This is a genomic window from Flavobacterium sp. MEB061 (assembly GCF_000834715.1).
Classification (GTDB): Bacteria; Bacteroidota; Bacteroidia; order Flavobacteriales; family Flavobacteriaceae; genus Flavobacterium; species Flavobacterium pectinovorum.
On record NZ_JXQR01000007.1, the window covers coordinates 31488 to 55095 of the forward strand.

General features: G+C 34.2%; 18 protein-coding genes. 10 read left to right on the forward strand and 8 right to left on the reverse strand.

The annotated features are described in order from the left end of the window. Window positions 1–6: 6 nt before the first annotated feature. From RT99_RS03030 to RT99_RS03050, 5 genes are all read right to left on the reverse strand, one after another. Window positions 7–1560 (reverse strand): PepSY domain-containing protein, encoded by a 1554-nt coding sequence (locus RT99_RS03030; RefSeq protein ID WP_042563262.1) that lies wholly within the window; start codon window positions 1558–1560, stop codon window positions 7–9. Window position 1561: 1 nt separating this feature from the next. After that, entirely contained in the window at window positions 1562–1864 is a 303-nt protein-coding gene (locus tag RT99_RS03035) for a hypothetical protein (RefSeq protein ID WP_042563263.1), read from the reverse strand. A gap of 15 nt (window positions 1865–1879) precedes the next feature. Then, window positions 1880–2212, reverse strand: a complete 333-nt coding sequence (locus RT99_RS03040) for a hypothetical protein (RefSeq protein ID WP_042563264.1) — start codon at window positions 2210–2212, stop codon at window positions 1880–1882. 192 nt (window positions 2213–2404) lie between these two features. Beyond that, window positions 2405–3646 (reverse strand): 2-oxoglutarate dehydrogenase complex dihydrolipoyllysine-residue succinyltransferase, encoded by a 1242-nt coding sequence (odhB, locus tag RT99_RS03045; protein WP_042563265.1) that lies wholly within the window; start codon window positions 3644–3646, stop codon window positions 2405–2407. A gap of 82 nt (window positions 3647–3728) precedes the next feature. Continuing rightward, window positions 3729–6503 (reverse strand): 2-oxoglutarate dehydrogenase E1 component, encoded by a 2775-nt coding sequence (locus RT99_RS03050; RefSeq protein WP_042563266.1) that lies wholly within the window; start codon window positions 6501–6503, stop codon window positions 3729–3731. 117 nt (window positions 6504–6620) lie between these two features. On the opposite strand from RT99_RS03050, the gene RT99_RS03055 reads away from it, so the two are divergent. Together RT99_RS03055 and RT99_RS03060 are read left to right on the forward strand one after the other, a co-directional pair. Next, window positions 6621–7172: a hypothetical protein gene (locus tag RT99_RS03055; RefSeq protein ID WP_052483523.1), complete on the forward strand. Its 552-nt coding sequence runs from the start codon at window positions 6621–6623 to the stop codon at window positions 7170–7172. A gap of 66 nt (window positions 7173–7238) precedes the next feature. Next, window positions 7239–7751, forward strand: coding sequence for a hypothetical protein (locus RT99_RS03060; RefSeq protein WP_042563267.1), 513 nt, complete (start codon window positions 7239–7241; stop codon window positions 7749–7751). A gap of 32 nt (window positions 7752–7783) precedes the next feature. Here RT99_RS03060 and RT99_RS03065 read toward each other — a convergent pair whose 3' ends face one another. After that, window positions 7784–8137 carry a hypothetical protein gene (locus RT99_RS03065; protein WP_042563268.1) on the reverse strand — a complete coding sequence of 118 codons (354 nt, stop codon included), beginning with the start codon at window positions 8135–8137 and terminating at the stop codon, window positions 7784–7786. Window positions 8138–8177: 40 nt separating this feature from the next. Beyond that, window positions 8178–9203, reverse strand: coding sequence for a LacI family DNA-binding transcriptional regulator (locus RT99_RS03070; protein ID WP_042563269.1), 1026 nt, complete (start codon window positions 9201–9203; stop codon window positions 8178–8180). Window positions 9204–9368: 165 nt separating this feature from the next. Between RT99_RS03070 and RT99_RS03075 the strand changes: the two genes are divergently transcribed. From RT99_RS03075 to RT99_RS03085, 3 genes are all read left to right on the forward strand, one after another. Next, entirely contained in the window at window positions 9369–12008 is a 2640-nt protein-coding gene (locus tag RT99_RS03075) for a TonB-dependent receptor (RefSeq protein WP_042563270.1), read from the forward strand. A gap of 91 nt (window positions 12009–12099) precedes the next feature. Continuing rightward, complete coding sequence (locus tag RT99_RS03080) at window positions 12100–13320, forward strand: sugar MFS transporter (RefSeq protein WP_042563271.1); 1221 nt, start codon at window positions 12100–12102, stop codon at window positions 13318–13320. Then, window positions 13310–15178: an alpha,alpha-trehalase gene (locus RT99_RS03085; RefSeq protein WP_042563272.1), complete on the forward strand. Its 1869-nt coding sequence runs from the start codon at window positions 13310–13312 to the stop codon at window positions 15176–15178. The genes RT99_RS03080 and RT99_RS03085 overlap by 11 nt, the downstream gene beginning before the upstream one ends. A 152-nt stretch (window positions 15179–15330) precedes the next feature. On the opposite strand, the gene RT99_RS03090 is transcribed toward RT99_RS03085, so the two are convergent. Beyond that, on the reverse strand, window positions 15331–16305 hold the full coding sequence (locus RT99_RS03090) for a polyprenyl synthetase family protein (RefSeq protein ID WP_042563273.1): 975 nt from the start codon (window positions 16303–16305) through the stop codon (window positions 15331–15333). Between the two features lie 269 nt (window positions 16306–16574). On the opposite strand from RT99_RS03090, the gene RT99_RS03095 reads away from it, so the two are divergent. The 5 genes from RT99_RS03095 to RT99_RS03115 all read left to right on the forward strand — a co-directional run bounded on the left by RT99_RS03095 (window position 16575) and on the right by RT99_RS03115 (window position 23472). Next, window positions 16575–17096 carry a YceI family protein gene (locus tag RT99_RS03095; RefSeq protein ID WP_042563274.1) on the forward strand — a complete coding sequence of 174 codons (522 nt, stop codon included), beginning with the start codon at window positions 16575–16577 and terminating at the stop codon, window positions 17094–17096. Between the two features lie 106 nt (window positions 17097–17202). Further along, the gene (locus RT99_RS03100) at window positions 17203–17802 is read left to right on the forward strand and encodes a TetR/AcrR family transcriptional regulator (protein ID WP_042563275.1); all 600 of its coding nucleotides are present in this window, start codon (window positions 17203–17205) and stop codon (window positions 17800–17802) included. Window positions 17803–17812: 10 nt separating this feature from the next. Beyond that, entirely contained in the window at window positions 17813–19147 is a 1335-nt protein-coding gene (locus RT99_RS03105; protein WP_042563276.1) for a TolC family protein, read from the forward strand. 9 nt (window positions 19148–19156) lie between these two features. Further along, window positions 19157–20224 carry an efflux RND transporter periplasmic adaptor subunit gene (locus tag RT99_RS03110; RefSeq protein ID WP_042563277.1) on the forward strand — a complete coding sequence of 356 codons (1068 nt, stop codon included), beginning with the start codon at window positions 19157–19159 and terminating at the stop codon, window positions 20222–20224. Window positions 20225–20295: 71 nt separating this feature from the next. After that, on the forward strand, window positions 20296–23472 hold the full coding sequence (locus RT99_RS03115; protein WP_042563278.1) for an efflux RND transporter permease subunit: 3177 nt from the start codon (window positions 20296–20298) through the stop codon (window positions 23470–23472). Window positions 23473–23608 lie beyond the last annotated feature (136 nt).

A 23608-nucleotide genomic window follows, 5' to 3' on the forward strand; every position in this document is an offset into this window, starting at 1 on the left:
GTGTTTTTAGTTTTTTGTGACAGTTTTAGGTTTTAAATGATAAGCAACATAAAGTGATATCGAGGCAAGAACAATCCAAAAAACATCTATAACAAAAACCTGAATATGATTTTGTATAAAAGAATTCCAAAACCAATCTCCGGAAACAATTCCATTTGCAATTGGAATTAAAAATCCTAAAATACTTCCTGAAATCAAACAAAATTTATTCGTGAAGTCATCATTTTTTTTAATGATAAAAAAGACCGCAAGCAACAGCCATCCGCCAAAATAAAGTGTAAATAAATTAGATTGACTTAATGGATGAAAAACTTTAGCAGCAATAAAAGCCAAGGCAGTTATAGGGTACATACTTAAACAAATAGCCAGATAAATGCGGACAACAGCTGCATTGAAACGTCTTTTCTTTTCGGGCATATTGTTTTTTTGTCTTGCAACCAACCAAATCATAACACCTGAAATGATTACAAAACAAGTGATAATTCCTAAAATGAAACTCACAATTTTTAATGGATAACCTCCATAATCACCATAATGAATTCGGTACAATACGTTTTTTACAACATCCAAATAATTATTTTGCGTAATAGGATTTTTTCTGGCGATTTCTTTTCCGTCAGCGATACGGTAAACTACTTTTCCAACTCCTGTGAATTTTTTATCGTGTGGCATTTCACCTTCTACAACAAGATGCATATTCGCATCACCATAATTTTGGATGAAAACACGTGTAATTTCAAAATCTGACCAATTGCTTTTTGCTTTTGCAACCAACTGATCGATATTAAAAGGAGTTGCTAATTTTTTATTATCAAATTTATACTCAGGGTCTTTATATTCTAATTCCTTATATAATTTATCCTGATCGCCTTTATACAAAGCCATTACAGCCGGAGCAACGATCAAAAGCTTAATCATAAAGAAAGCTCCTGTTACGGCATATACAAACTGAAAAGGCAAACCAATCATTCCTAATGCCGTGTGCGCATCTGTCCACAATGTTTTTAATTTTTCCTTTGGGCGGAAAACATAAAAGTTGGATACAATTTTTTTCCAATGTAATAAAACACCCGTTATAATTGCAAATAGAAAGAATAAAGCAATAAATCCTGAAAGATAATATCCAACTGGGTAAGGTACTTGCGCTAAAAAGTGCAAACGGTATAAAAATTCACCTAAAGAATAAGATTCTTCATAAGTGAATGACTTGTAATTTTGAGTATCCAGATAAAAAAATGTTCCCTCTTTTTGTTTGGCTGGAGCCAAAGTATCTTTGGTACCTTCTAAATAAATGGCAACTCTTCTTTCGGTACTTGGTTTAGAAATCGTAATGTTTCTTCCGTGTAAAACATATTTTTTGTCAAGTGTATCTAAAGCTGTGCTGTAGTTTAATTGAATTTCTTTTGTATTTGAAGTAGATTCGCTTCTTTCCCAATTGATGATTTCATCTCTAAAAAAAGAAAAAGATCCTGCGAAGAAAATCACAAAAAGAACTACACTAATAACGATTCCGCTTACGGTATGTGTATGAAAATAGATATTGTAATTACGGTTACTCATGTTATTGTGCCGTTGGATTATAGGTTTGACCCAAATAAATAAAAAGAGAAAAAACTAAGGTAAGAAGTATGTAAATTCCCCAGATTTTCCATCCGCTTTTTGCTAAAAAGGCAACTACCATAAGTGCTACCCAAAGTATGAAACCGCTAAAAGCCATTGTCATTAAAACATTGGCGCGATTAAACCAGGATGCCAAAGCCAGATGAAAAGTGACAGAAACAAAATAGCCACCTAAAATAGCAGCTGTGATTTTGGCAAATCGTTGCCACTTAGATTGGGTTAAATATTTAGGATTTGCGGGCATATAAGTGAGGAATGTTTAGTTGTAATAGATTTCTAATAACGCAACAATTACAAATAATGCCAATAGTGCTTTAGAACTTACTTTTTTCAATGGAGTTAAAATGATAATCAAACTTCCAATTGTCATTAACTGAATAAAGAACATTAAAGTTCCGCAGCCTAAAGATTGGGTAAATAACCAAAATGCATAAGCAGTTAAAAGTAAACCCAGACCCGTGATTTTGGTTTGCTTCGGATTGTTCTTCATCCATTTTTCAAAACCTAAATCATACGATAAAGCCGCTCTTTTTGAGGTGTAGTACAAAGTATAAAAAGCTAAAAAAACGATAAGACTTGCTATTGTTATCATAATTCTTAATGATTTAAAAAACCAGAGGTTATTTAGAATAGATTTTAATAGCGCAAATCTAAGTTAAGAATCCAAACAAAGCAAATTATTTTTATTTATTCTAAGTAAGATTCTTGAAATAATTTAAAACATAAAAAAAACCTGCTCAAATTAAAGAGCAGGTTTTTGATATAAATTGAAAATTATTAAATATTACAATTCTAAAGCACGTTTAGCATCGCCATTCATTAATAATTCTAATGGGTTTTCTAAAGCTTCTTTTACAGCCACTAAGAAACCAACAGACTCACGTCCGTCAATAATTCTGTGGTCATAAGAAAGAGCAACATACATCATTGGATGAATTTCAACTTTACCGTTTACAGCAATCGGACGCTCGATAATGTTGTGCATTCCTAAAATTCCTGACTGAGGAGGGTTGATGATTGGTGTAGATAACATAGATCCGAAAACACCACCGTTTGTAATCGTGAAAGTTCCACCTGTCATATCATCAACAGTAATTTGACCGTCACGAGCTCTAAGTGCTAATCTTTTAATTTCAGCTTCAATTCCGCGGAAAGTTAATAATTCAGCATTACGAACAACAGGAACCATTAATCCTTTTGGTCCTGAAACTGCGATAGAGATATCAGCAAAATCATAAGCGATTTTGTAGTCACCATCCATCATTGAGTTAACATCCGGATATAATTGTAAAGCTCTTGTAACTGCTTTTGTAAAGAATGACATAAAACCTAAGCCTAAACCACCATGTTTTGCTTTGAATGCATCTTTGTATTCATTACGAATTTGGTTGATTGGCGTCATGTTTACTTCGTTGAAAGTAGTAAGCATAGCAGTTTCGTTTTTAGCCGAAACCAATCTTTCTGCTACTTTACGACGTAACATTGATAATTTTGTACGCTCACTTCCACGGCTTCCACCAGTTGGAGTTCCCATAGAAGGTACTGCATTTACAGCATCATCTTTAGTGATTCTTCCACCTTTACCAGTTCCTGAAACTGTTGCAGGTGCTATATTTTTTTCGTCTAATATTTTTCTTGCTGCAGGAGATGGAGTTCCAGCTGCATAACTTGTAGCTGCCGGAGCCTGTACTGGAGCCGCTTTTGGCGCTTCAGCTTTTACTTCAGCTTTCGGAGCCTCAGTTTTTGGTGCTTCAGCCGCCGGAGCTGCTGCGTCACCTGCAGGTTTTGCTGCATCTGTATCAATTAAACAAACGACAGCTCCTACTGCAACTGTATCACCTTCTTCAGCTTTTAACGTAATAATTCCGCTCATTTCAGCAGGCAATTCAAGAGTAGCTTTATCTGAATCAACTTCAGCAATGGCTTGATCTTTTTCTACATAATCTCCGTCTTTTACTAACCAAGTTGCAATTTCAACTTCTTTTATTGACTCCCCTGGTGATGGGACTTTCATTTCTAAAATCATCTTTGTTTTTGTTTAAGGTTTATATTGTTTAAGGCGCAAAGTGTTTGGTCTAACTTTAAGTCTTAAACGTTAAACTAATTTTTTATCTGAATAAATTTTTATCGAATACCATTCTAATCGCATCTGCATGACGACGTTTAGCTCTTGTATAACTTCCTGAAGCCGGAGCAGCATAAGCTTTTAATGAAGCCAATCTCCATTTTACAAGATCAAAGTTCATTAGCATAAAGCTGTAAGCTCCCATGTTTTTAGGTTCTTCCTGAGCCCAAACATAATCATCAGCATTTGGATATTTTGCAATGATTTCTTTTAATTGCTCAACAGGCAATGGGAATAATTGCTCGATACGAACAACGGCAACGTCTTTTCTTCCGTTGATTTCTCTTTCTGCAACGATGTCATAATAGAATTTACCAGTACAGAAAACTAAAGTTTTTACTTTCTTTTTATCTACTGTATTATCATCAATTGTTTCCTGGAAACTTCCTGTTGCTAATTCTTCAGCTGTAGACACACATCTTGGGTCTCTCAATAAACTTTTTGGAGAGAAAACCACCAAAGGTTTACGGAAATTTGTTTTCATTTGTCTTCTCAACAAGTGAAAGAAGTTCGCTGGAGTTGTACAATCTGCAACATACATGTTTTGTCTTGCACAAAGTTGTAAATAACGCTCCATTCTTGCAGAAGAGTGTTCTGCACCTTGTCCTTCATATCCGTGAGGTAATAATAAAACAATACCATTTTGGTTGTTCCATTTATCTTCACCACATGAAATATATTGGTCAATCATAATTTGAGCTCCGTTAGAGAAATCTCCAAATTGTGCTTCCCAAATTGTTAATGCGTTTGGATTTGCTAATGCATATCCGTAATCAAAACCAAGAACACCGTATTCAGATAAAAGTGAATTGAATACACCGAATTTTCCTTTTTTGTTTTCGATTGCATCTAATAAGATTACTTCTTCTTCAGAATCTTCCACTTTTACAACAGCATGACGGTGAGAGAAAGTACCACGCTCAACATCCTGACCAGAAATACGAACATCAAATCCTTCTGTTAAAAGTGAACCGTAAGCAAGTGCTTCTGCAGTTCCCCAATCAATAGTATTATTGTCGTATCCAGCTTTTCTGTCCGTAACAATTTTTGTTATTTTGTTGATGAACTTTTTGACTTCCGGTAATGTTGAAATTGTTTTGATGATAGAATCTAATCCTTTTTTATCAAAAGTAGTGTCAACTTTTTGAAGCATTTGAGTATCAGTTACCTGAACAAATCCATCCCATTCGTTTTTCATGAATGGCGTTATAATAGTCAAATCTTTTTTACGGGAAGCTTCTAAATTCTGCTCTAAATCAGATTTGTATTCTTTTTCTAAAGCATTAACATAAGAGGCATCGATTACGCCGTCAGACAATAATTTTTCAGCATAAATATCTCTTGGATTTTTATGTTTTGCGATGATTTTATATAATACTGGTTGCGTAAAACGAGGTTCATCACCTTCGTTATGACCGTATTTTCTATATCCTAATAAATCGATAAATACGTCACGTCCAAATTGCATTCTGTAGTCTAATGCAAAAGACATAGCATGTACAACAGCTTCAGCATCATCAGCATTTACGTGTAATACCGGTGAAAGCGTTACTTTGGCAACATCTGTACAATAAGTAGAAGAACGTGCGTCTAAATAATTGGTTGTAAAACCAACCTGATTATTAATTACGATATGAATTGTTCCTCCGGTTTTGTAACCGTCAAGCTGTGCCATCTGAATGATTTCATATAAGATACCTTGTCCTGCAATTGCAGCATCTCCGTGAACGGCGATAGGTAATACTTTAGAGAAATCGTCAGCATAATATTTATCTTGTTTTGCTCTTGTAATTCCTTCAATTACAGCTCCAACCGTTTCAAGGTGAGAAGGGTTTGGTGCTAAATTGATATTGATGTTTTTTCCTGATCTTGTTTTTTTGTCAGCCGTAAGACCTAAGTGGTATTTTACGTCTCCATCAAAATATTCCTGATCGTAATCTTTACCGTCAAACTCACCAAAAATATCCTGAGTAGATTTTCCGAAGATGTTTGCCAAAACGTTCAAACGACCACGGTGAGCCATTCCCATTACGAATTGTTCAACACCTTTTTCAGCAGCTTGCTCGATTAAAGCGTCAAGAGCCGGAATGATAGATTCTCCACCTTCTAATGAAAAACGTTTTTGACCCACATATTTAGTATGAAGGAAGTTTTCGAAAGAAACGGCTTCGTTTAATTTATTTAAGATTATTTTCTTTTCTTCTGTAGAAAAATTAGGCTGGTTAACATTAACAGCCAGTTTTTCCTGAATCCATTTTACAACACCAGGATTTCTGATGTACATATATTCAATACCAATATGCTGGCAGTAAATAGCTTTAAGACGATTTACGATAGCTTCTAGTGATGAAGGCGGGATTCCGATAGTCTGAGCTGCATCAAAAACCGTTGAAAGATCGGCAGATGTTAAGCCGAAATTTTCGATATCTAAAGTTGGAGATGACGTTCTACGATCACGAACCGGATTTGTTTTGGTAAACAAATGACCACGTGTACGGTAACCATCGATTAATTTTAGTACGTTGAATTCTTTTTGCAGTTTTTCTGAAACCTGACTGTAATCTGTGTTGGGGCTAGTCACGTACTCAACGATTTGCTGCACCGGATTTTCGTCATTATAAGTAGTCATTCCAAAGTCGAAACCTTGAAAAAAACTTCTCCAGCTAGGCTCAACGCTGTCTGGGTTTACTAAATATTGATCGTATAATTGTGCAAAAAACTCTGTATGTGCTGCATTTAAAAATGAAAACCTATCCATAATATTAGTGAATATACTTTTTGTTAAATAGAATGGCAAAAGTACAACAATCACATTTATTTAAATCGTTTTTTTGCTTACTTTTACGTAAAAATTTGTTAAAAATAGTGTTAACCTATGAATAAAAATCAAATTTCAAACGTTTTCAAATCATTATTTGTGATTTTGACAGTCTTGTTTTCAAGTTATTCAATGGCACAGGAAATTTCAGCAGTAGATAGTACTACTAATTTTTGGGATAAAGTTCAATTTGGTGGCGGACTTGGTCTGGGAATTGGTTCAGGATATACTGATATTTCGGTTATGCCAAGTGCCATTTACAATGTTAACGAAATTGTTGCCGTTGGAGTTGGTTTGCAATTTGGTTATTTATCTTCAAAAAACTATTATGAATCTTATGTTTATGGCGGAAGTTTAATTACGCTTGTAAACCCAATTCCCGAAGTTCAATTGTCGGCAGAATTAGAACAAGTAAGAGTGGATACAAGATATGAAGCCAACGTCAACGGACCTGCTTTTTCTGATAGTTATTGGAATACCGCTTTATATCTTGGAGCTGGTTACAGAACAGGAAATGTGACAATCGGCGCCCGATACGACGTATTATATGATCCGGATAAAAGTCTTTATGGATCCGGATTTATGCCTTTTGTGAGGGTTTATTTTTAATTTTTAGGTACTAAGGTTCTGAGATACTAAGTTGCTAAGGTTTTTAAATTACGGAAAATAGATTACATGAATTATCATACTTATTGGTCTATTTCGGACTTGCCAACAAATTCTATCAAATCTTTTGAAGTTTTCCTTTGGATTAGTATTATATCTTTAATAATCTGGATTATTACCAAAAAATATAAAAAGAATAATGGGGATTACGAAAAATCAATATTGCTATGGTTATTAGGAATTGTTTTTTCATTTTCAATTGTTATGTTTTTTTATTTAAAATTTTGGACAATAGATTATTCAGAAGAGAGAATACAAAAACTTCTTCATTCGTCATATGTTTCAAAAGTTGAGGGAAAAATTTCTGATTTTAAAAGTTTTGAACCAGTTTCTCGAAGAGGAAATGTAACCGTTGAAAGTTTTAAAGTTGATTCAATTGAATTTCAATATGAAGATGCGCTACTTGGCCGTTTTAATAGATTCACCAAAACCAATAATGGAGTATTTAAAGATGGTTTAAATGTTAGAATAACTTTTGAAAAAACGAATCATAATATTTTAAAAGTCGAAATTGCAAAATAATATTGAGTAAAAAATCTTAGCATCTCAGAACCTTATCTGTAATGATTCCGAAACCAAACCTTCTGCCATTCTCTTTTTAAAATCAAAAAAGAAACCTGTTCAGCCAAAATCACCAAATCAGAACCATCGAGTTTTTTGATTTCGATTTCAGAAACATCGATGATATAAAGGAGATTCAAATATTCAGCAAATTTGTACTGAATCATTCGGTAGATTTTTTCGTGAAGTTGAATTTTTAATTCTTCCGGAGAAATACTTAGCGGAAAATCGATTCCTTCATTCGCCAGATTAAAATCCTTATTGATTTGTTCAATCAAACTTAAATATAAATTTCCATTTTCGGCATCAGCCAATAAAATATCGGTATTTTCAGGAATCGGAAACATTGATGCTTTTTAAAGTTGAAGCAAAGTTAAAACTAAAAAATCATTTAACAGTCGATTCTCGTTCTATGATTCTTGTTGGAAGTTCTATAATTTGATGCGTAACCGGTCGATGTTCTTTTATGTCGGCAATTTCATCAATTAAAATAGAAACCGCGGTGTGTCCCATTTCAAATCCGGGCTGATCAATTGTGGTTAATTTAGGTGAAATAACCGTACTCATAAACCAATTACTAAACCCGAAAACAGCCACCTGATCCGGTGTTTTTATTCCGGCTTCATTAAAATATTTAATAATTCCGATTGCGACCAAATCCGTAATCGCAAAAATAGCGTCGATATCGGGATGCTCGTTCATGATTTTCTGGGCATTTTCGTAACCGTCTTCAAAATCGGTATTATTATCGCAAACATAAACCAACTTAGAATCGTACTCAATTCCGTGCGCTTCAAGCGCTCTTTTATAACCTAAAAAGCGATCGATAGAATTTTGAGGGACATACGAACCTCTGAAATGCGCGATTTTTTTGAAACCTTTATTAATAAGATACGAAACAGCATCAAAAGCCGCTTTTGCATCGTTGATAACCACTTTTGAACAATCTACTCTTTTGGCAATTTTATCAAATAAAACAACCGGAGTATTTTTTCGAATGGCTTCATTAATATGAGAGAAATCGTCTGTTTCATTCGAAAGTGACATTAAAACACCATCAACACGTTTCTGAATCAATAAGGCAAGCTGTTTTTTCTCCAGTTCATACTTTTCGTTTGATTGTAAAATAATAACCAGATAACCTCTTTTTTCAGCTTCTTCCAAAATACCATTCAAAACACTGGAAAAAAAGTGATGAACCGTTGCAGGAATGATCACACCAATCGTTTTGGTCTCGTTGGTTCGAAGATTTACAGCGACAGAATTAGGAATATAATTCATCGTTTCGGCCATTTCGATCACTTTTGCACGCGTCGATTTACTGATATCGGTATATCCTTTTAGCGCTTTTGAAACCGTTGTGACTGAAATTCCTAATGCCGAAGCAATATCAATTAGTTTTGTGTCATTCATGAAATAAATGTACTAAAAATAAAATGTATTGGTAAAATATTAACTTCCGAAAACGTTTTAGGTCATTTCGAAAACGTTTTCGATTCCGAATTCTGAAATTGAAGTTAAATAGTAATTAAGTTTACATTCAATAAATAAAAACTTTACTAACCAAACCAAAAAATCATGAAACAGCAACATTCGTATTTAAGCATACTATTTTTATTATTGTGCTTGATTTTTGCTCCAAATAATGTATTTGCTCAGGCAAAAAATACAGTTTCCGGGAAAGTTTTAGACGAAACGGGACAAACCGTTCCGGGGGCAAACGTATCTTTAAAAGACACGGGAAAAAATACAATTACAGATGAAAACGGTGCTTATGTTTTCTCTGATGTTATCGCAGGAAATTATATTGTAGAAGCTACAAATGTGGGTTACAAAACCTATACAAAAGCAATTACAGTAAAAGAAGGCGAGTCTTTACAAGTAAATTTATTGTTGGAAGGTGAATCGCAAAACCTTAAGGAAGTTGTGGTTACAGGATCGTCAACTCCAAGATCTAAACTAGAATCGAGCGTTGCCATTACTACAATGGGCGCAAAAGCAATCGAAGACAGAGCGCCGTCAAGCACAGCAGCTTTATTGCAGACGATTCCCGGATTTGTGGTGGAAGCTTCTGGAGGAGAAATAGGAAATAACCTTTTTGCAAGAGGAATTCCGTCTGCCGGAGCGTATGAATATGTACAAATTCAGGAAGATGGTTTGCCGGTTTTTGAAGATGGCGCACTACAATTTGCCAACGCAGATACTTTTTACAGATTAGACGAAACAGTAAGCAAAATGGAAGCCGTTCGTGGAGGTTCTGCATCAATTTTTGCCAACAATGCTCCGGGTGGAATTATCAATTTTATTTCGAAAACGGGTCAGAATGAATTTATGGGAAGAGCCAAATTCACGACTTCAGATTACGGAATGTTCAGAACAGATCTTAATTTATCTGGTGCTTTAATTCAGGATAAATTATTTTTTAATGTTGGAGGATTTTACAGAGCCGATAATGGTGTAAGAAATACTGGTTTTACAGCAAACAAAGGCGGACAAATAAAAGGAAACATTACCTATAAATTTGATGACAGCGATTATTTGAGAATAAACTTTAAACATCTTGACGACAGAAATACGTTCTATTTACCAATTCCGCTAAAAAGCAATAACGGAAAAATTGAAGGAATCGATGGATTTAATCCAAATTACGGAACGTTGACATCAGTAAATTTCAGTCATTTAAACGTGCCTCAATATGGAGGAGGAACTTTTAGTGCAGATTTAGAAGATGGTTCTCATCCGGTAATCAACTCGATTGGAGCGGAGTTTAAAAAGAAAATCTCTGAGAAAGTAACTTTCAAAAATGCCTTCAAACAAACTTCAATTGACTTGAACTACAACGCTATTTTTCCAAACGGCGGACCCTGGACACAAGATGCTTATGCAACAGATATTCAAAACACTACTGCCGGAAACCTTGCTTATTCTTATGTAGATAATGGCGCGGCTTTAGATCCAAATGCTTTGATTATGAGAGCAGATCTTTGGCACATTGAGAAAAAGATGAACAACTTTGCGAATAATTTCTCTTTTACATTTGATCTGGATCCTGTACAATTAACAGCAGGTTATTATTATTCAAACTGGAAATCAAATCAATACTGGAATTGGAATTCGTATTTAGTAAGTGTCTCAGACAATCCAAGATTATTAAATGTAACCGATAATACAACCGGAGTTGAACATACTTTTAACGGTGTAGAAAGAATTACATGGTTGGAAAGAGATGCGCAAACCAAAGGACTTTTGAATGATATTTATGCCGATGCTGAAATTAAAGCAACAGATAATTTGACTTTCAACGCAGGTTTAAGATACAACAAAGACAAATATTCAGGATACAGAGACAACGCTAGATTTTTTGCCGAAGATTTAGGAATTTTAGACAACAATACGGCAGATGATGCGGTGACAACGGTAAAAGGAAATCCGTATACTTATTGGAGATATGATGTAAGCGAATGGTCGTATACTGCGGCTGGAAACTACAAATTCAACGACAATATGGCTTCGTATGTTCGTTACAGCCATGGTTTTAGATCGCCAATTGAAGAATCATTTTATGACAATGCAGCCGATTTAAGCAAACTGGAAAATACAGAAGTAAATCAATTCGAATTGGGTTATAAATATTCAGGTTCTTTCTTCTCTGTAAATGCGAATTTGTTTCATATGAATTTAAAAAATGTGGCTTTCACAGATATTTTATCTGATGGATCTTCAGAAAATAAATTTGCCGACGTAAACAATATTGGACTTGAAGTTGAAACAAACGCCAGATATGAATTTGTAAAACTGAACTTTACATTTACCGTTCAAAAACCGGAATATGATAATTTCACCGGAACAAATGCAGACGGTTCGACTTTTGATTTTAACGGAAACACAGCCAGAAGAATTCCTAAATTTTTCTGTAACTTAAGACCAGAAGTTGATATCACAAAAGATTTTACAGCTTATGTTCAGTTTTCATATTACGATAAAAAATTCACGAATCAGGATAACAGACAAGTTTTACCAGCTTACAAAGAAGTTGGAGCAGGTTTAAATTATACCTATAACAATCTTCGTTTTGCTGTTGATGCTTCGAATTTATTTAACGAAATTGGTTTAACCGAAGGAGATCCAAGACAAACAACATCTGCAGCAAGCGATGTATTTATGGCAAGACCAATTTTAGGACGCGCCTTTAGATTTTCTGTAGCGGTTAATTTTTAATTCAACGTAAAAAATATACATACGGTATTTGTAGAGACGCACAGCAGTGCGTCTCCGCACCGTAACCACAAAGCAAAGCAAATAAAAACAAATGAAAAACATAGGAATTAAAATCTCGCTTTACCTTAATTATTTTGTCTTTGCTATTTTATTAAACAGCGTAGGAATTGTGATTTTAAAATCGCAAAAAAACTACGGAGTCGATGAGGTTCAGGCCAGTATTTTAGAAGCTTTTAAAGACATGCCAATTGCAATTGTATCTTTTTTTATAGCTTCTTTTTTACCAAGAATTGGCTATAGAAAAGCGATGCTTACAGGTTTGGCTTTGGTGACCTTGGCTTGTATTTCGATGTATTTTGGAAATTCATTTGACAATGCTAAAATCCTTTTTGCCACCGTTGGAGTTTCATTTGCTTTGATCAAAGTTTCTGTTTATTCGTTGATAGGAACCGTGACCGAAACCAAAAAAGAACACAATGCTTTAATGAGCAGCATTGAAGGTTTTTTTATGGTGGGAATTGCTTTGGCGTATTTTTTATTTCCCGCTTTTAATAACGAAAATGATCCGAATTCGTGGTTGAATGTGTATTGGTTTTTGGCAGGATTATCACTGCTTTCGTTCTTGTTTTTATTCTTTGTAAAATTTGAAGAAGCCGAAGTTTCAGCTGGAGTAAATCTCAAAGATGATTTTTTGCAAATGTTTAAATTAATGGCAAAATTGCTGACCGTTATTTTTGTAATCAGCGTGTTTTTGTTTGTCATGATTGAGCAGGGAATTCTTTCGTGGTTACCAACATTCAATACAAAAGTGCTTCATTTACCAGAGAATATCAGCATTATGATGGCTAGTATTTTGGCCATTTCATTAGCAATTGGAAGATTAATTGCCGGCATTGTAACCAAAAAAGTAAACTGGATTTGGGTTTTGAGTTTCTGCATTATTTCGGCGATGTTGTTGGTCATTTTTGTACTTCCAAAAACCGTTGGATTAGAAGTGAAAAACATCAATACATTTTCAGATATTCCGTTAATTGGTTTTGCTTTTCCGTTAATAGGATTATTTATTGCGCCTATTTATCCGTTATTAAATTCGATTGTTTTGAGCGCTTTGCCTAAAAATCTGCAAAGTTCCATGACGGGATTAATTGTGATTTTTTCTGCACTTGGCGGAACTTTAGGATCCAGAATTACAGGCTGGCTGTTTAAAAATGAAGGGCCTGAAAAAGCATTTTATTTTACATTAATCCCGATGACTTTATTACTGATTTCCTTTTTTATTCTTAAAAAAATAACTGCAAAAGATGAAATTTAAATTACATATAACCCAAACCATCGAAAAATTATTGGCTCAGGAAGATACTGACGGCGATAAAAAAATAACGATTGATGATAACGGTCCAAAAAGTTTTTTGCTGAATGATGAAAACGGAAATTCAGCAGAAATTAAAGGAACTTATCAGCTTTCGAATTTGTTACAGGAATTGGCTTTAGCCAAAAAAGAAAACGTTGAATTCGCCGAAATAGATCTGAATGAAATTACCGAAGATCCTGTAAAAAGAATTTCACGAAAAATAAAAGATTTATACTGGAAAGGTCTCACCAGAACTATTGATGCCATTGGTGTAAAGAAAATTCTGGAAGACGATAAAATCGAAAATGAAATCGCGTATTTGTATGTGCCGTTTGGTGATGAAATTGTTTTTGATTATTTCAAAAAATTAGAAGCCACAACACCAAAGTTAAAAGTGGTGCAAATGCCAAAAAATATCTCTCCGGAATATGTTTTATCACTGAACAAAAAACCGGGAATTTTAGCATTAGCACTTCAAATAAAAAACAATGAAATTTCCGGAGTTCCTTTCGTTGTTCCCGGCGGAAGATTTAACGAAATGTACGGTTGGGACAGTTATTTTATTGCCAAAGGACTTTTGATTGATGACAAGATAGAGCTTGCTTTGGGTATTGCCGAAAACTTTAAATATCAAATCGATCATTACGGAAAAATTCTAAATGCCAATCGAAGTTATTATTTAACCCGCACGCAGCCGCCGCTTTATACGTCTTTAATAATGGATGTTTTAGAAAAGTCAAATCCGGATATTTTCTGGATAGAAAGACATTTAAAAACCGCCATAAAAGAATATCAAACTGTTTGGATGGAAGAAGGAAAACGACTTACAGCAAATGGATTAAATCGTTATAAAGCAGAAGGAATTGGGCTTCCGTTTGAGGTTGAAGAAGGGCATTTTGATGATATTCTGGAAGAATATGCGCCAAAATATAATCTCTCAACGCGAGAATTCGAAAAAAAATATCTCGAAAGAGAAGTTGTTGATGCTGAACTCGATAAATATTTTATTCACGATCGAAGCATGCGTGAAAGCGGCCACGATACCACAAACAGATTGGTCGGAATTTGTGCCAATTTAAATACGGTTGCGATTAATAGCCTGCTTTATAAATACGAAACGGATATTGCTTTTTTGATTGAGAAATATTTTAAAAATGAATTTCAATATTTTGAAGACAAATCTTTTTCGAGTGAATATTGGATTTCGAAAGCGTCTTCGAGAAAAGAGAAAATCAACAAAATGTGTTGGAATGAGGAAAACGGAATCTATTTTGATTACGATTTTGTGAATGAAAAACAACATGTTTTTGAAGCTGCCCCGACGTTTTATCCCCTTTGGGCGAAAATAAGTACGCCGGAACAAGCTGAAATTCTGGTAAAAAACACGCTTCCAAAATTTAAAATGAAAGGCGGAATTGCCGGAAGTACCAAAGAATCTATTGCTGCCGTAGACGAAAATTCGCCAATACGCCAATGGGATTATCCGTTTGGCTGGGCACCGCATCAAATGCTTTTGTGGGAAGGTTTGCTGAATTATAATTTTCAGGAAGAAACGCAGGAAATGGTGTATCGATGGCTTTGGCTGATTACCAGAAATGCCGTAGATTATAACGGAACAATTCCCGAAAAGTTTGATTTATCGATAAGTTCACACAAAATTTTCGCAGAATACGGAAACGTAGGAACGGAGTTTAATTATATAACAGAAGAAGGTTTCGGCTGGATGAACGCTTCTTATCAATATGGATTAACGATTTTAAAAGAAGATCTAAAACAAAAATTATCGGATTTAGTTGATCCGGATGAACTTTTTGGATAAACTAGCCTTCGACTTTTTTTATAGTTTTCTAAAATGACAAACCCGACAGGTTTTCAAAACCTGTCGGGTTTACTATGCGCAAAAAATAGCCACAGATTAAAAGATTTTCACTGATTAATCTTTTTTAATCCTTTAATCTGTGGCATAAAATTTTAAACTTTTCTTCCCATTAAATTCTCGCCAAAAGTTCTAAGAATACCTTTCTTTTCAGCGTTGATTTCCATTTTTTCTAAAGTTTCAAAAGCTTTAAAAGTATACATTTCAATTGCTTCCTGAGTAGCTTTTGATGCTCCGGATTCGTTGAAAATTGCTTTTGCAGTTTCTATCTTTGCTGTATTATCGTCTAACTGCAATCCGAATAACTGTTGTAATTCTGCTGCTTTTTCAGCAGAAGAAAATTCTAAAGCTTTTAGATATAAATACGTTTTTTTATTTACGATAATATCGCCGCCAACTTGTTTTCCAAAAGTTTTAGGATCTCCAAAAGCATCCAAATAGTCATCTTGTAATTGAAAAGCTAAACCTAAATTGAGTCCAAAATCATAAATTAAATCGGCTTCTTTTTCAGAAGTTTTCGCTACAATTGCACCCATTTTCATGGCTGCGGCAACTAAAACAGCTGTTTTATATTCGATCATTTTTAGATATTCGGGAATCGTTACATTGTTTCTTTCTTCAAAATCAACATCCCATTGCTGTCCTTCGCAAACTTCAAGAGCTGTTTTGCTAAATAATTTTGCCAAATCCCTAAAAACGGTTGGTTCGTATTGTTCAAAATACTGATATGCCAGGATAAGCATGGCATCTCCGGATAAAATCCCGGTATTAATATTCCATTTTTCGTGTACGGTTACTTTACCTCTTCTTAAAGGCGCATCATCCATAATGTCATCGTGAACCAGCGAGAAATTATGAAAAACTTCAACCGCCATTGCCGCCGGAAGTGCGATTTTATAATCAGTATTAAATACTTCTGCCGCCATTAAGGTTAGTACAGGACGCATGCGTTTTCCGCCAAGACCTAAAATGTATTCAATAGGTTCGTAAAGGTTTTTGGGTTCTTTGGTAATGCTCTGGCTTTCTAAATAAGTAATAAAAAAATCCTGGTACTGACTAATATCGTGCATAAATGAAATTCTGATTAACGAGCCTCAAAGATACGATTCAAATGTGAATTATAATTTTAAAAATTTAAAAGGAATTTAGTTTCCATAAAAATGGGTATTAAAGCCGCTCATTTTTAATGTGTTAAAATTATTTTTGAAAAAACTTGGAAACTTTCTTGGTGTTTAAAGTTTCCTGTTTATATTTGCACTTTCAAAATGGAAACTTACAACACTTGAAAAGTTTCCATGGCGAGTTTGAGTAAATTATAAACTCATTAAATCAGATAATTATGAAAACAACATGGACCATAAATTCTAGCCAATCAGATGTTTTAATTAAAATGAGACATTCTATACTTGCTTATTTAGGAGGAACTGAAAATAAATTCGATGGTTATGTAAATATTGAAGACAATGAAATTGAAGATGCTTCGGTTGAATTTTCGTTAGATATAAATAACAAGGCAGATAGTTTTCAGCAAATTGATACTCACTTGCAACTGAATGATTTGTTTAATGTAAACGAACATCCAATTATTAGTTTTAAATCGACTTCATTTCAAAAAGTAAATAATAATATCAATTTCTTTAAAGGTGATTTAACTATAAAAGACGTAACCAAAGTTGTAGAACTTGATGCAGAATTTATTGGAATCAATTCTTATAACGGAGAGAGAAAAGTTGCTTTTGAAATTAAGGGCGATATCAAACGTCAGGATTTTGGTCTGGATTATAATTCATACAATCATAATGGCGGATTGGCACTTGGAAAAGATATTAAGCTGATCGCTAATCTGGAATTTAGTATATAATACTTATTTGATGAATAAGTTAATGTAAAATTATTACAAAATACTGGAAACTATTTTTTTTAAAAAAGTTTCCGAATTATATTTGTAAGGCAATTTGAAAATTAAGATGAAAGAAAAAATCATAGCAAAAGCAAGCGATTTATTTTTAAAGTTAGGCTTTAAAAGTGTTACGATGGATGATATTGCAGGTGAAATGTGTATTTCAAAAAAAACGATTTACAAATATTTTTGTAACAAAGAGGTTTTAATTGAAGAAAGTACCTCGATGGTTCACAGACAAGTACACGAAATAATTGATTCTATTGTGGCTAAAAACTACAATGCAATTATGGAAAATTTTGAGATCAGAGAAATGTTCAGAGACATGTTTAAAAATAATATGGATACTTCGCCGATTTATCAGTTAAAAAAACATTATCCCGAAATATATCAAAATGTATTGTCTCACGAAATAGAGCAGTGTACGCAGTATTTTAGAGAAAATATTAAAAAAGGAATTAGCGAGAAACTTTATCGCCCGGATATAAATATTGATGTGTATGTGAAATTTTATTACACTTTAATTTTTCACATTAACGAAAATACAATTTCTGAAAGAGAGGCTCAGGAAATAGAATTAGAAGCTTTGGAATATCACACCAGAGCAATGGCAACACCAGATGGAATACTAGAATTAGAAAAACAACTTAAAAAAATTATTACTTAATCATCAATCTATGAAACGAATAATTCTTATATTTTTGTGTACAATTGGCTTGGCTGCCAACGCACAAGTCCAAACATTAACCTTAAGAGATGCTCTTACGTATGCGCTTCAAAACAAAGCGGATGCTAAAAAGGCCAAACTACAGGTTGAAAACAGTGAGTATCAAATTCAGGAAGTACGTTCACGAGCATTGCCTCAAATTTCTGCAAACGGAAATTTAACTTACAATCCCGTAATTCAGACGACAGTTATTGACGGAGCAGGATTTGGTGCACCGGGAACTACAATTCAGGCAGCATTTGGTCAAAAATGGACATCGACAGCAGGACTTTCTTTAACTCAGACAATCTTTGATCAATCTGTTTTTACAGGATTAAGAGCAGCAAAATCAACACGTGAGTTTTATCAAATAAACAATCAGTTAACAGAAGAGCAGGTTATTGAAAGAGTTGCAAATAACTATTATTCTGTTTATGTACAAAAAGAAAGATTGATTCTTTTAGACAGTAATTATGTAAACACAACAAAAGTTCGTGATATCGTAAAAGGGCAGTTTGATAATGGTTTAGCTAAAAAAATTGATTTAGACCGTATCGTTGTGAAAATGTCAAATATAGATACAGAGCGTCAGCAAATTAAAAATCAAATTACTTTACAGGAAAATGCTTTAAAGTTTTATATGGGAATGCCTATTGAAACTCAAATTGATATGCCAAAAGAAGAATTTGAAGTAGTTCCTGCAGCATTAACAGAACAGCCAACAGTTGAAAACAGAACAGAATATCTGCTTTTGAAAAAACAAGAAGAGCTTTTAGTATACAATAAAAAAGCTGTTGAAGCTGGATATTATCCTACGCTTTCATTAACGGCAGGTTACAATTACATTGGTCAGGGGCCTGAAATGCCTTGGTTTGCAAAACCAAAAGACGGAGTTTACTGGTCTGATTACTCAGCAATTGGATTAAACTTACATGTGCCAATTTTTACAGGTTTCGGAACTCGTGCTAAAGTAAGACAAGCCGATGTAGAAATCAGATCTTTACAAGAAGATATTAAAGACACAAAACTTTCTCTTGATTTAGACTATAGAAATGCAATGGCTGACATCGAGAATAACATTGTGACTATTCAGAATCAAAAAGAAAATATGCAATTGGCATCAGAGATTCTAAGCAATACAAAAAACAATTATCTTCAGGGACTGGCATCTTTAACAGATTTATTAGATGCAGAAAATGCATCACTTGAAGCTCAAAATAATTATACCAGAGCAGTTTTAAATTATAAAATTGCCGAAATAGCACTAATCAAATCAAAAGGCGAACTAAAAACTCTTATTAAATAACTAATTACAATGAAGAAAACTATTATAACAATCGTAATCATAATCGCAGCACTGGGTGTGATTGGATATGTCTTAAATAATAATAAGAAGGAGAACAAAGCAAAAACAGATATCGTAGCAGAAAAAAATGCTGCAGTTTCGGTTAAAGTTTCTCCTGTAAAAACAGAAGAAGTTTCTTTGGATTTCGTTGCAAATGGAAATTTTCAACCAATTCAGGAATTAACTTTCTCTGCTGAAAAATCCGGAAAAGTAATCAGCGTTTTAGCTAAAGAAGGTGATTATGTAAGAGTAGGTCAAACTTTATTGACAGTTAGAGGTGATGTAATTAATGTTAGTGCACAACAAGCGCAGGCAGTTTATCAAAATGCAAAATCTGATTATGAAAGATATGAAAATGCTTTTAAAACAGGTGGTGTTACAAAACAACAATTAGATCAGGCTAAGTTAGCTTTAACAAATGCACAGTCTAGCTTAACACAAGCAAACATTAATGTTGGAGACACAAAAGTTAAAGCGCCAATAAGCGGATTTATCAATAAAAAATATATTGAGCCGGGATCTATTTTAGCAGCAACGCCAGCAACAGCTTTATTTGATATCGTAAATGTTTCGAAATTAAAACTAGTTGTTACAGTAAACGAAAATCAGGTTGCCAGTTTAAAATTAGGAAACCAAATTAAAGTAACTGCAAGTGTTTATCCTGATAAAACTTTTTCTGGGAAAATTACTTTTATAGCTTCAAAAGCAGATGAGTCTTTGAACTTTCCTGTTGAAATTGAAATTACAAACAACTCAAATAACGACCTGAAAGCAGGTATGTACGGAACTGCAATTTTTGCATCAAACCAACAAAAACAAAATTTGATGGTTGTACCTAGAAATGCATTCGTAGGAAGTGTGAGCAGCAACGAGATTTTTGTAGTTGAAAATGGTATTGCAAAATTAAGAAAAGTAACTGCTGGAAGAATTTTAGGTGATAAAGTAGAAGTTATCAATGGATTATCTGACGGAGAAACTGTAATTACTACAGGTCAAATTAACTTACAAGACGGTAATACAGTAGAAATTATTAAATAATTTAAAGCGATAAGCTATAGGCCGTAAGCATTAAGCTTATTGCCTAAAGCCTACAGCCTAAAGCAAAAAATATGAAATTAGCCGAAATATCCATAAAACGTCCGTCGTTGGTAATTGTATTGTTTACAATTCTAACACTTGGTGGATTGTTCAGTTACAGCCAATTAGGTTATGAGCTGATCCCAAAATTTGAACAAAACGTTATTACAATTTCTACAATTTATCCGGGAGCTTCTCCAAGTGAGGTAGAAAACACAGTAACCAAGAAAATTGAAGATGCGATCGCATCCTTAGAGAATGTCAAAAAAATCGACTCAAAATCATACGAAAGTTTATCTATTGTATCGATTACATTAACATCAAATGCAAAGGTCGATTTTTCTTTGAATGATGCACAGCGTAAAATCAATGCTATTATTAGTGATTTACCAGATGACGCAGAAACACCTTCGCTGACGAAATTCTCCCTAAGTGATTTACCAATTATGACACTTGGTGCTAATGGAAAAATGGACGAAGCTGAATTTTATGACTTAATTGACAAAAAAATTGCTCCTATTTTATCTCGTGTACAAGGTGTTGCCCAGGTAAATATTATTGGTGGTTCTGAACGTGAAATTCAGGTGAATCTTGATGCTGTTAAAATGCAGGGTTACGGATTATCTGTTCCACAGGTACAGCAAAATATCTTGACTTCGAATTTAGATTTCCCAACAGGAAATATCCAAACACGTAATCAAAAAATATTAATTCGTTTAGCGGGTAAATATAAAAGTGTTCAGGAATTAAGAAACCTGGTTGTTTCTTCTCAAAACGGAATTCAGGTTCGTTTAGGTGATATTGCCGATGTTCAGGATACTCAAAAAGTAGCAGAAAAAATATCACGTGTAGATCAAAAAAGTGCTATTGTTTTACAAATCGTAAAACAATCTGATGCAAATGCAGTAGCGGTAAGTGAGCAATTATTAAAAACAATTGCTATTCTTGAAAATGATTATAAAGCAAATCAATTAAAATTAGAAGTAGCAAAAGATAGTACAATCTTTACTCTTGAAGCTGCAGATTCTGTAGTTCACGATTTATTAATTGCAGTTGTTCTGGTAGCTTTTGTAATGTTGTTCTTTTTGCACAGTATTAGAAACTCATTGATCGTAATGGTTTCGATTCCGGCATCGTTGATCGCTACGTTTATTGGTATTTATTTAATGGGATATACATTAAACTTAATGAGTTTATTAGGATTATCTCTTGTTGTAGGTATTCTGGTCGATGACGCGATTGTGGTCCTCGAGAATATTTATCGACATATGGAAATGGGTAAAGGCAGAATTCGTGCATCTTACGACGGAACTGCAGAAATTGGTGGAACTGTAACTTCGATCACATTAGTAATTGTGGTGGTATTCTTGCCAATTGCAATGAGTTCTGGTTTGGTTTCTAATATTATTACACAATTTTGTGTTACCGTAATTATTTCAACTTTACTGTCACTTTTAGCTTCATTTACAATTATCCCTTGGTTATCATCTCGTTATGGTAAATTAGAGCATATTGAAGGAAAGAATTTATTTGGAAGAATTATTCTTGGTTTCGAAAGTTATTTAACTCGTTTTACAAACTGGGTTTCTGATTTATTGACTTGGTGTTTAGATCATTATATTAAAACCATTTTAGTTGTTCTTGTGTTGTTCTTTGGATCAACAATTGGATTAATGGGTGGAGGTTTCATTGGAGGAGAATTCTTTGCATCTTCTGATAGTGGTGAGTTTTTAGTTCAAATCGAAATGCCGAAAGATGCTTCGTTAGAACAAACCAACTTCATGACACAAAAAGCAGAAGCTTATTTGAAATCTCAGGAATATGTTCACAGTCAGATTACAACTGTGGGACAAACCAGTGAAGGTTTTGGTGCATCTCAAGCAACGGCTTACAAAGCAGAGATCGACGTAAAAATGATCGAGCAAAAAGATCGTACCGATGATGCTAACGTTTACGCAGCAAAAATCAAACGTAAATTAGAAAAAGTATTAGTTGGAGCAAAAGTAAAAACGGTTCCTGTAGGTATCTTAGGAACTGCTGAGGATGCTACTTTAGGATTGATCGTAACAGGTCCATCTACAGAAAGTGCTATGGCATTTGCTAAATTAGCTGAAGCTGAATTACGTACAATTCCTGGAACAACAGAGATTAAATTAACTGTTGAAGACGGAAATCCAGAGGTAAATGTTAAAGTTGATCGTGATAAAATGGCAGCTTTAGGATTAACACTTCAAACTGTTGGTTTAACGATGCAAACTGCTTTTAGTGGAAATACAGACGGTAAATACAGAGCTGGAGAATATGAGTACGATATCAACATTAGATATAATGCATTTGATAGAAAAAGTATCACTGACGTTAGTAATTTGATTTTCATCAACTCTGCAGGACAACAAATTAAGTTATCTCAATTTGCTGATATAACAGAAGGATCAGGACCTAGCCAGTTAGAGCGTAGAGACAAATCTGCTTCGGTAACAGTAAAAGGACAAAACGTTGGGGTTCCTTCAGGAACAATTGTAACGCAATGGCAGGCAAAATTAGATAAGCTTAAAAAACCAACAGGTGTAAACTATATCTGGGGTGGTGACCAGGAGAACCAATCTGAAGGTTTTGGTACTTTAGGAATCGCTTTATTAGCTGCTATTATCTTGGTTTACCTTGTAATGGTGAGTTTGTATGACAGTTTTGCTCACCCGTTTGTAGTATTGTTTGCAATTCCGCTTTCGTTTATTGGTGCGATGCTGGCATTGGCTTTGACCAATAACTCATTAAACATCTTTACGATTTTGGGTATCATCATGTTGATTGGTCTGGTGTGTAAGAACGCGATTATGCTTGTCGATTATACCAACCAAAGAAGAGCAGCAGGTGAATCAATCAGAACGGCATTAATTCAGGCGAATCACGCTCGTTTACGTCCGATCTTGATGACAACAATTGCGATGGTATTTGGTATGTTCCCAATTGCATTAGCATCTGGAGCAGGAGCTGAGTGGAAAAACGGATTGGCCTGGGTAATTATCGGGGGATTAATTTCGTCTTTATTCCTAACCTTGATTGTAGTTCCGGTTATTTATAACATCATGGAGAAAATCATTGCGAGAGTTAGCAAAGGAGAAAAAATCGATTACGAAGCAGAAATGGTTGCTGATTATGTGCACACCGAATTAAGCGAAGACGGTTTTAATCCTAAGCACACGCATTAAGAAATTCCAATATTTAAAATCCCAAATTCCAAAAGGAGCTTGAATCTTGAACATAAAAAATCCCAAACTCCAATTAAGGAGTTTGGGATTTTTGATTTATAAGAAGTTCCTAAGTTGGAATTTGGAATTTCTTTTA

Excerpts from the sequence above, each read along its gene's own strand:
- RT99_RS03030 (WP_042563262.1), bottom strand. The coding sequence starts at position 1,560 with ATGAGTAACCGTAATTACAATATCTATTTTCATACACATACCGTAAGC.
- RT99_RS03035 (WP_042563263.1), bottom strand. The coding sequence starts at position 1,864 with ATGCCCGCAAATCCTAAATATTTAACCCAATCTAAGTGGCAACGATTT.
- RT99_RS03040 (WP_042563264.1), bottom strand. The coding sequence starts at position 2,212 with ATGATAACAATAGCAAGTCTTATCGTTTTTTTAGCTTTTTATACTTTG.
- odhB (WP_042563265.1), bottom strand. The coding sequence starts at position 3,646 with ATGATTTTAGAAATGAAAGTCCCATCACCAGGGGAGTCAATAAAAGAA.
- RT99_RS03050 (WP_042563266.1), bottom strand. The coding sequence starts at position 6,503 with ATGGATAGGTTTTCATTTTTAAATGCAGCACATACAGAGTTTTTTGCA.
- RT99_RS03055 (WP_052483523.1), top strand. The coding sequence starts at position 6,621 with ATGAATAAAAATCAAATTTCAAACGTTTTCAAATCATTATTTGTGATT.
- RT99_RS03060 (WP_042563267.1), top strand. The coding sequence starts at position 7,239 with ATGAATTATCATACTTATTGGTCTATTTCGGACTTGCCAACAAATTCT.
- RT99_RS03065 (WP_042563268.1), bottom strand. The coding sequence starts at position 8,137 with ATGTTTCCGATTCCTGAAAATACCGATATTTTATTGGCTGATGCCGAA.
- RT99_RS03070 (WP_042563269.1), bottom strand. The coding sequence starts at position 9,203 with ATGAATGACACAAAACTAATTGATATTGCTTCGGCATTAGGAATTTCA.
- RT99_RS03075 (WP_042563270.1), top strand. The coding sequence starts at position 9,369 with ATGAAACAGCAACATTCGTATTTAAGCATACTATTTTTATTATTGTGC.
- RT99_RS03080 (WP_042563271.1), top strand. The coding sequence starts at position 12,100 with ATGAAAAACATAGGAATTAAAATCTCGCTTTACCTTAATTATTTTGTC.
- RT99_RS03085 (WP_042563272.1), top strand. The coding sequence starts at position 13,310 with ATGAAATTTAAATTACATATAACCCAAACCATCGAAAAATTATTGGCT.
- RT99_RS03090 (WP_042563273.1), bottom strand. The coding sequence starts at position 16,305 with ATGCACGATATTAGTCAGTACCAGGATTTTTTTATTACTTATTTAGAA.
- RT99_RS03095 (WP_042563274.1), top strand. The coding sequence starts at position 16,575 with ATGAAAACAACATGGACCATAAATTCTAGCCAATCAGATGTTTTAATT.
- RT99_RS03100 (WP_042563275.1), top strand. The coding sequence starts at position 17,203 with ATGAAAGAAAAAATCATAGCAAAAGCAAGCGATTTATTTTTAAAGTTA.
- RT99_RS03105 (WP_042563276.1), top strand. The coding sequence starts at position 17,813 with ATGAAACGAATAATTCTTATATTTTTGTGTACAATTGGCTTGGCTGCC.
- RT99_RS03110 (WP_042563277.1), top strand. The coding sequence starts at position 19,157 with ATGAAGAAAACTATTATAACAATCGTAATCATAATCGCAGCACTGGGT.
- RT99_RS03115 (WP_042563278.1), top strand. The coding sequence starts at position 20,296 with ATGAAATTAGCCGAAATATCCATAAAACGTCCGTCGTTGGTAATTGTA.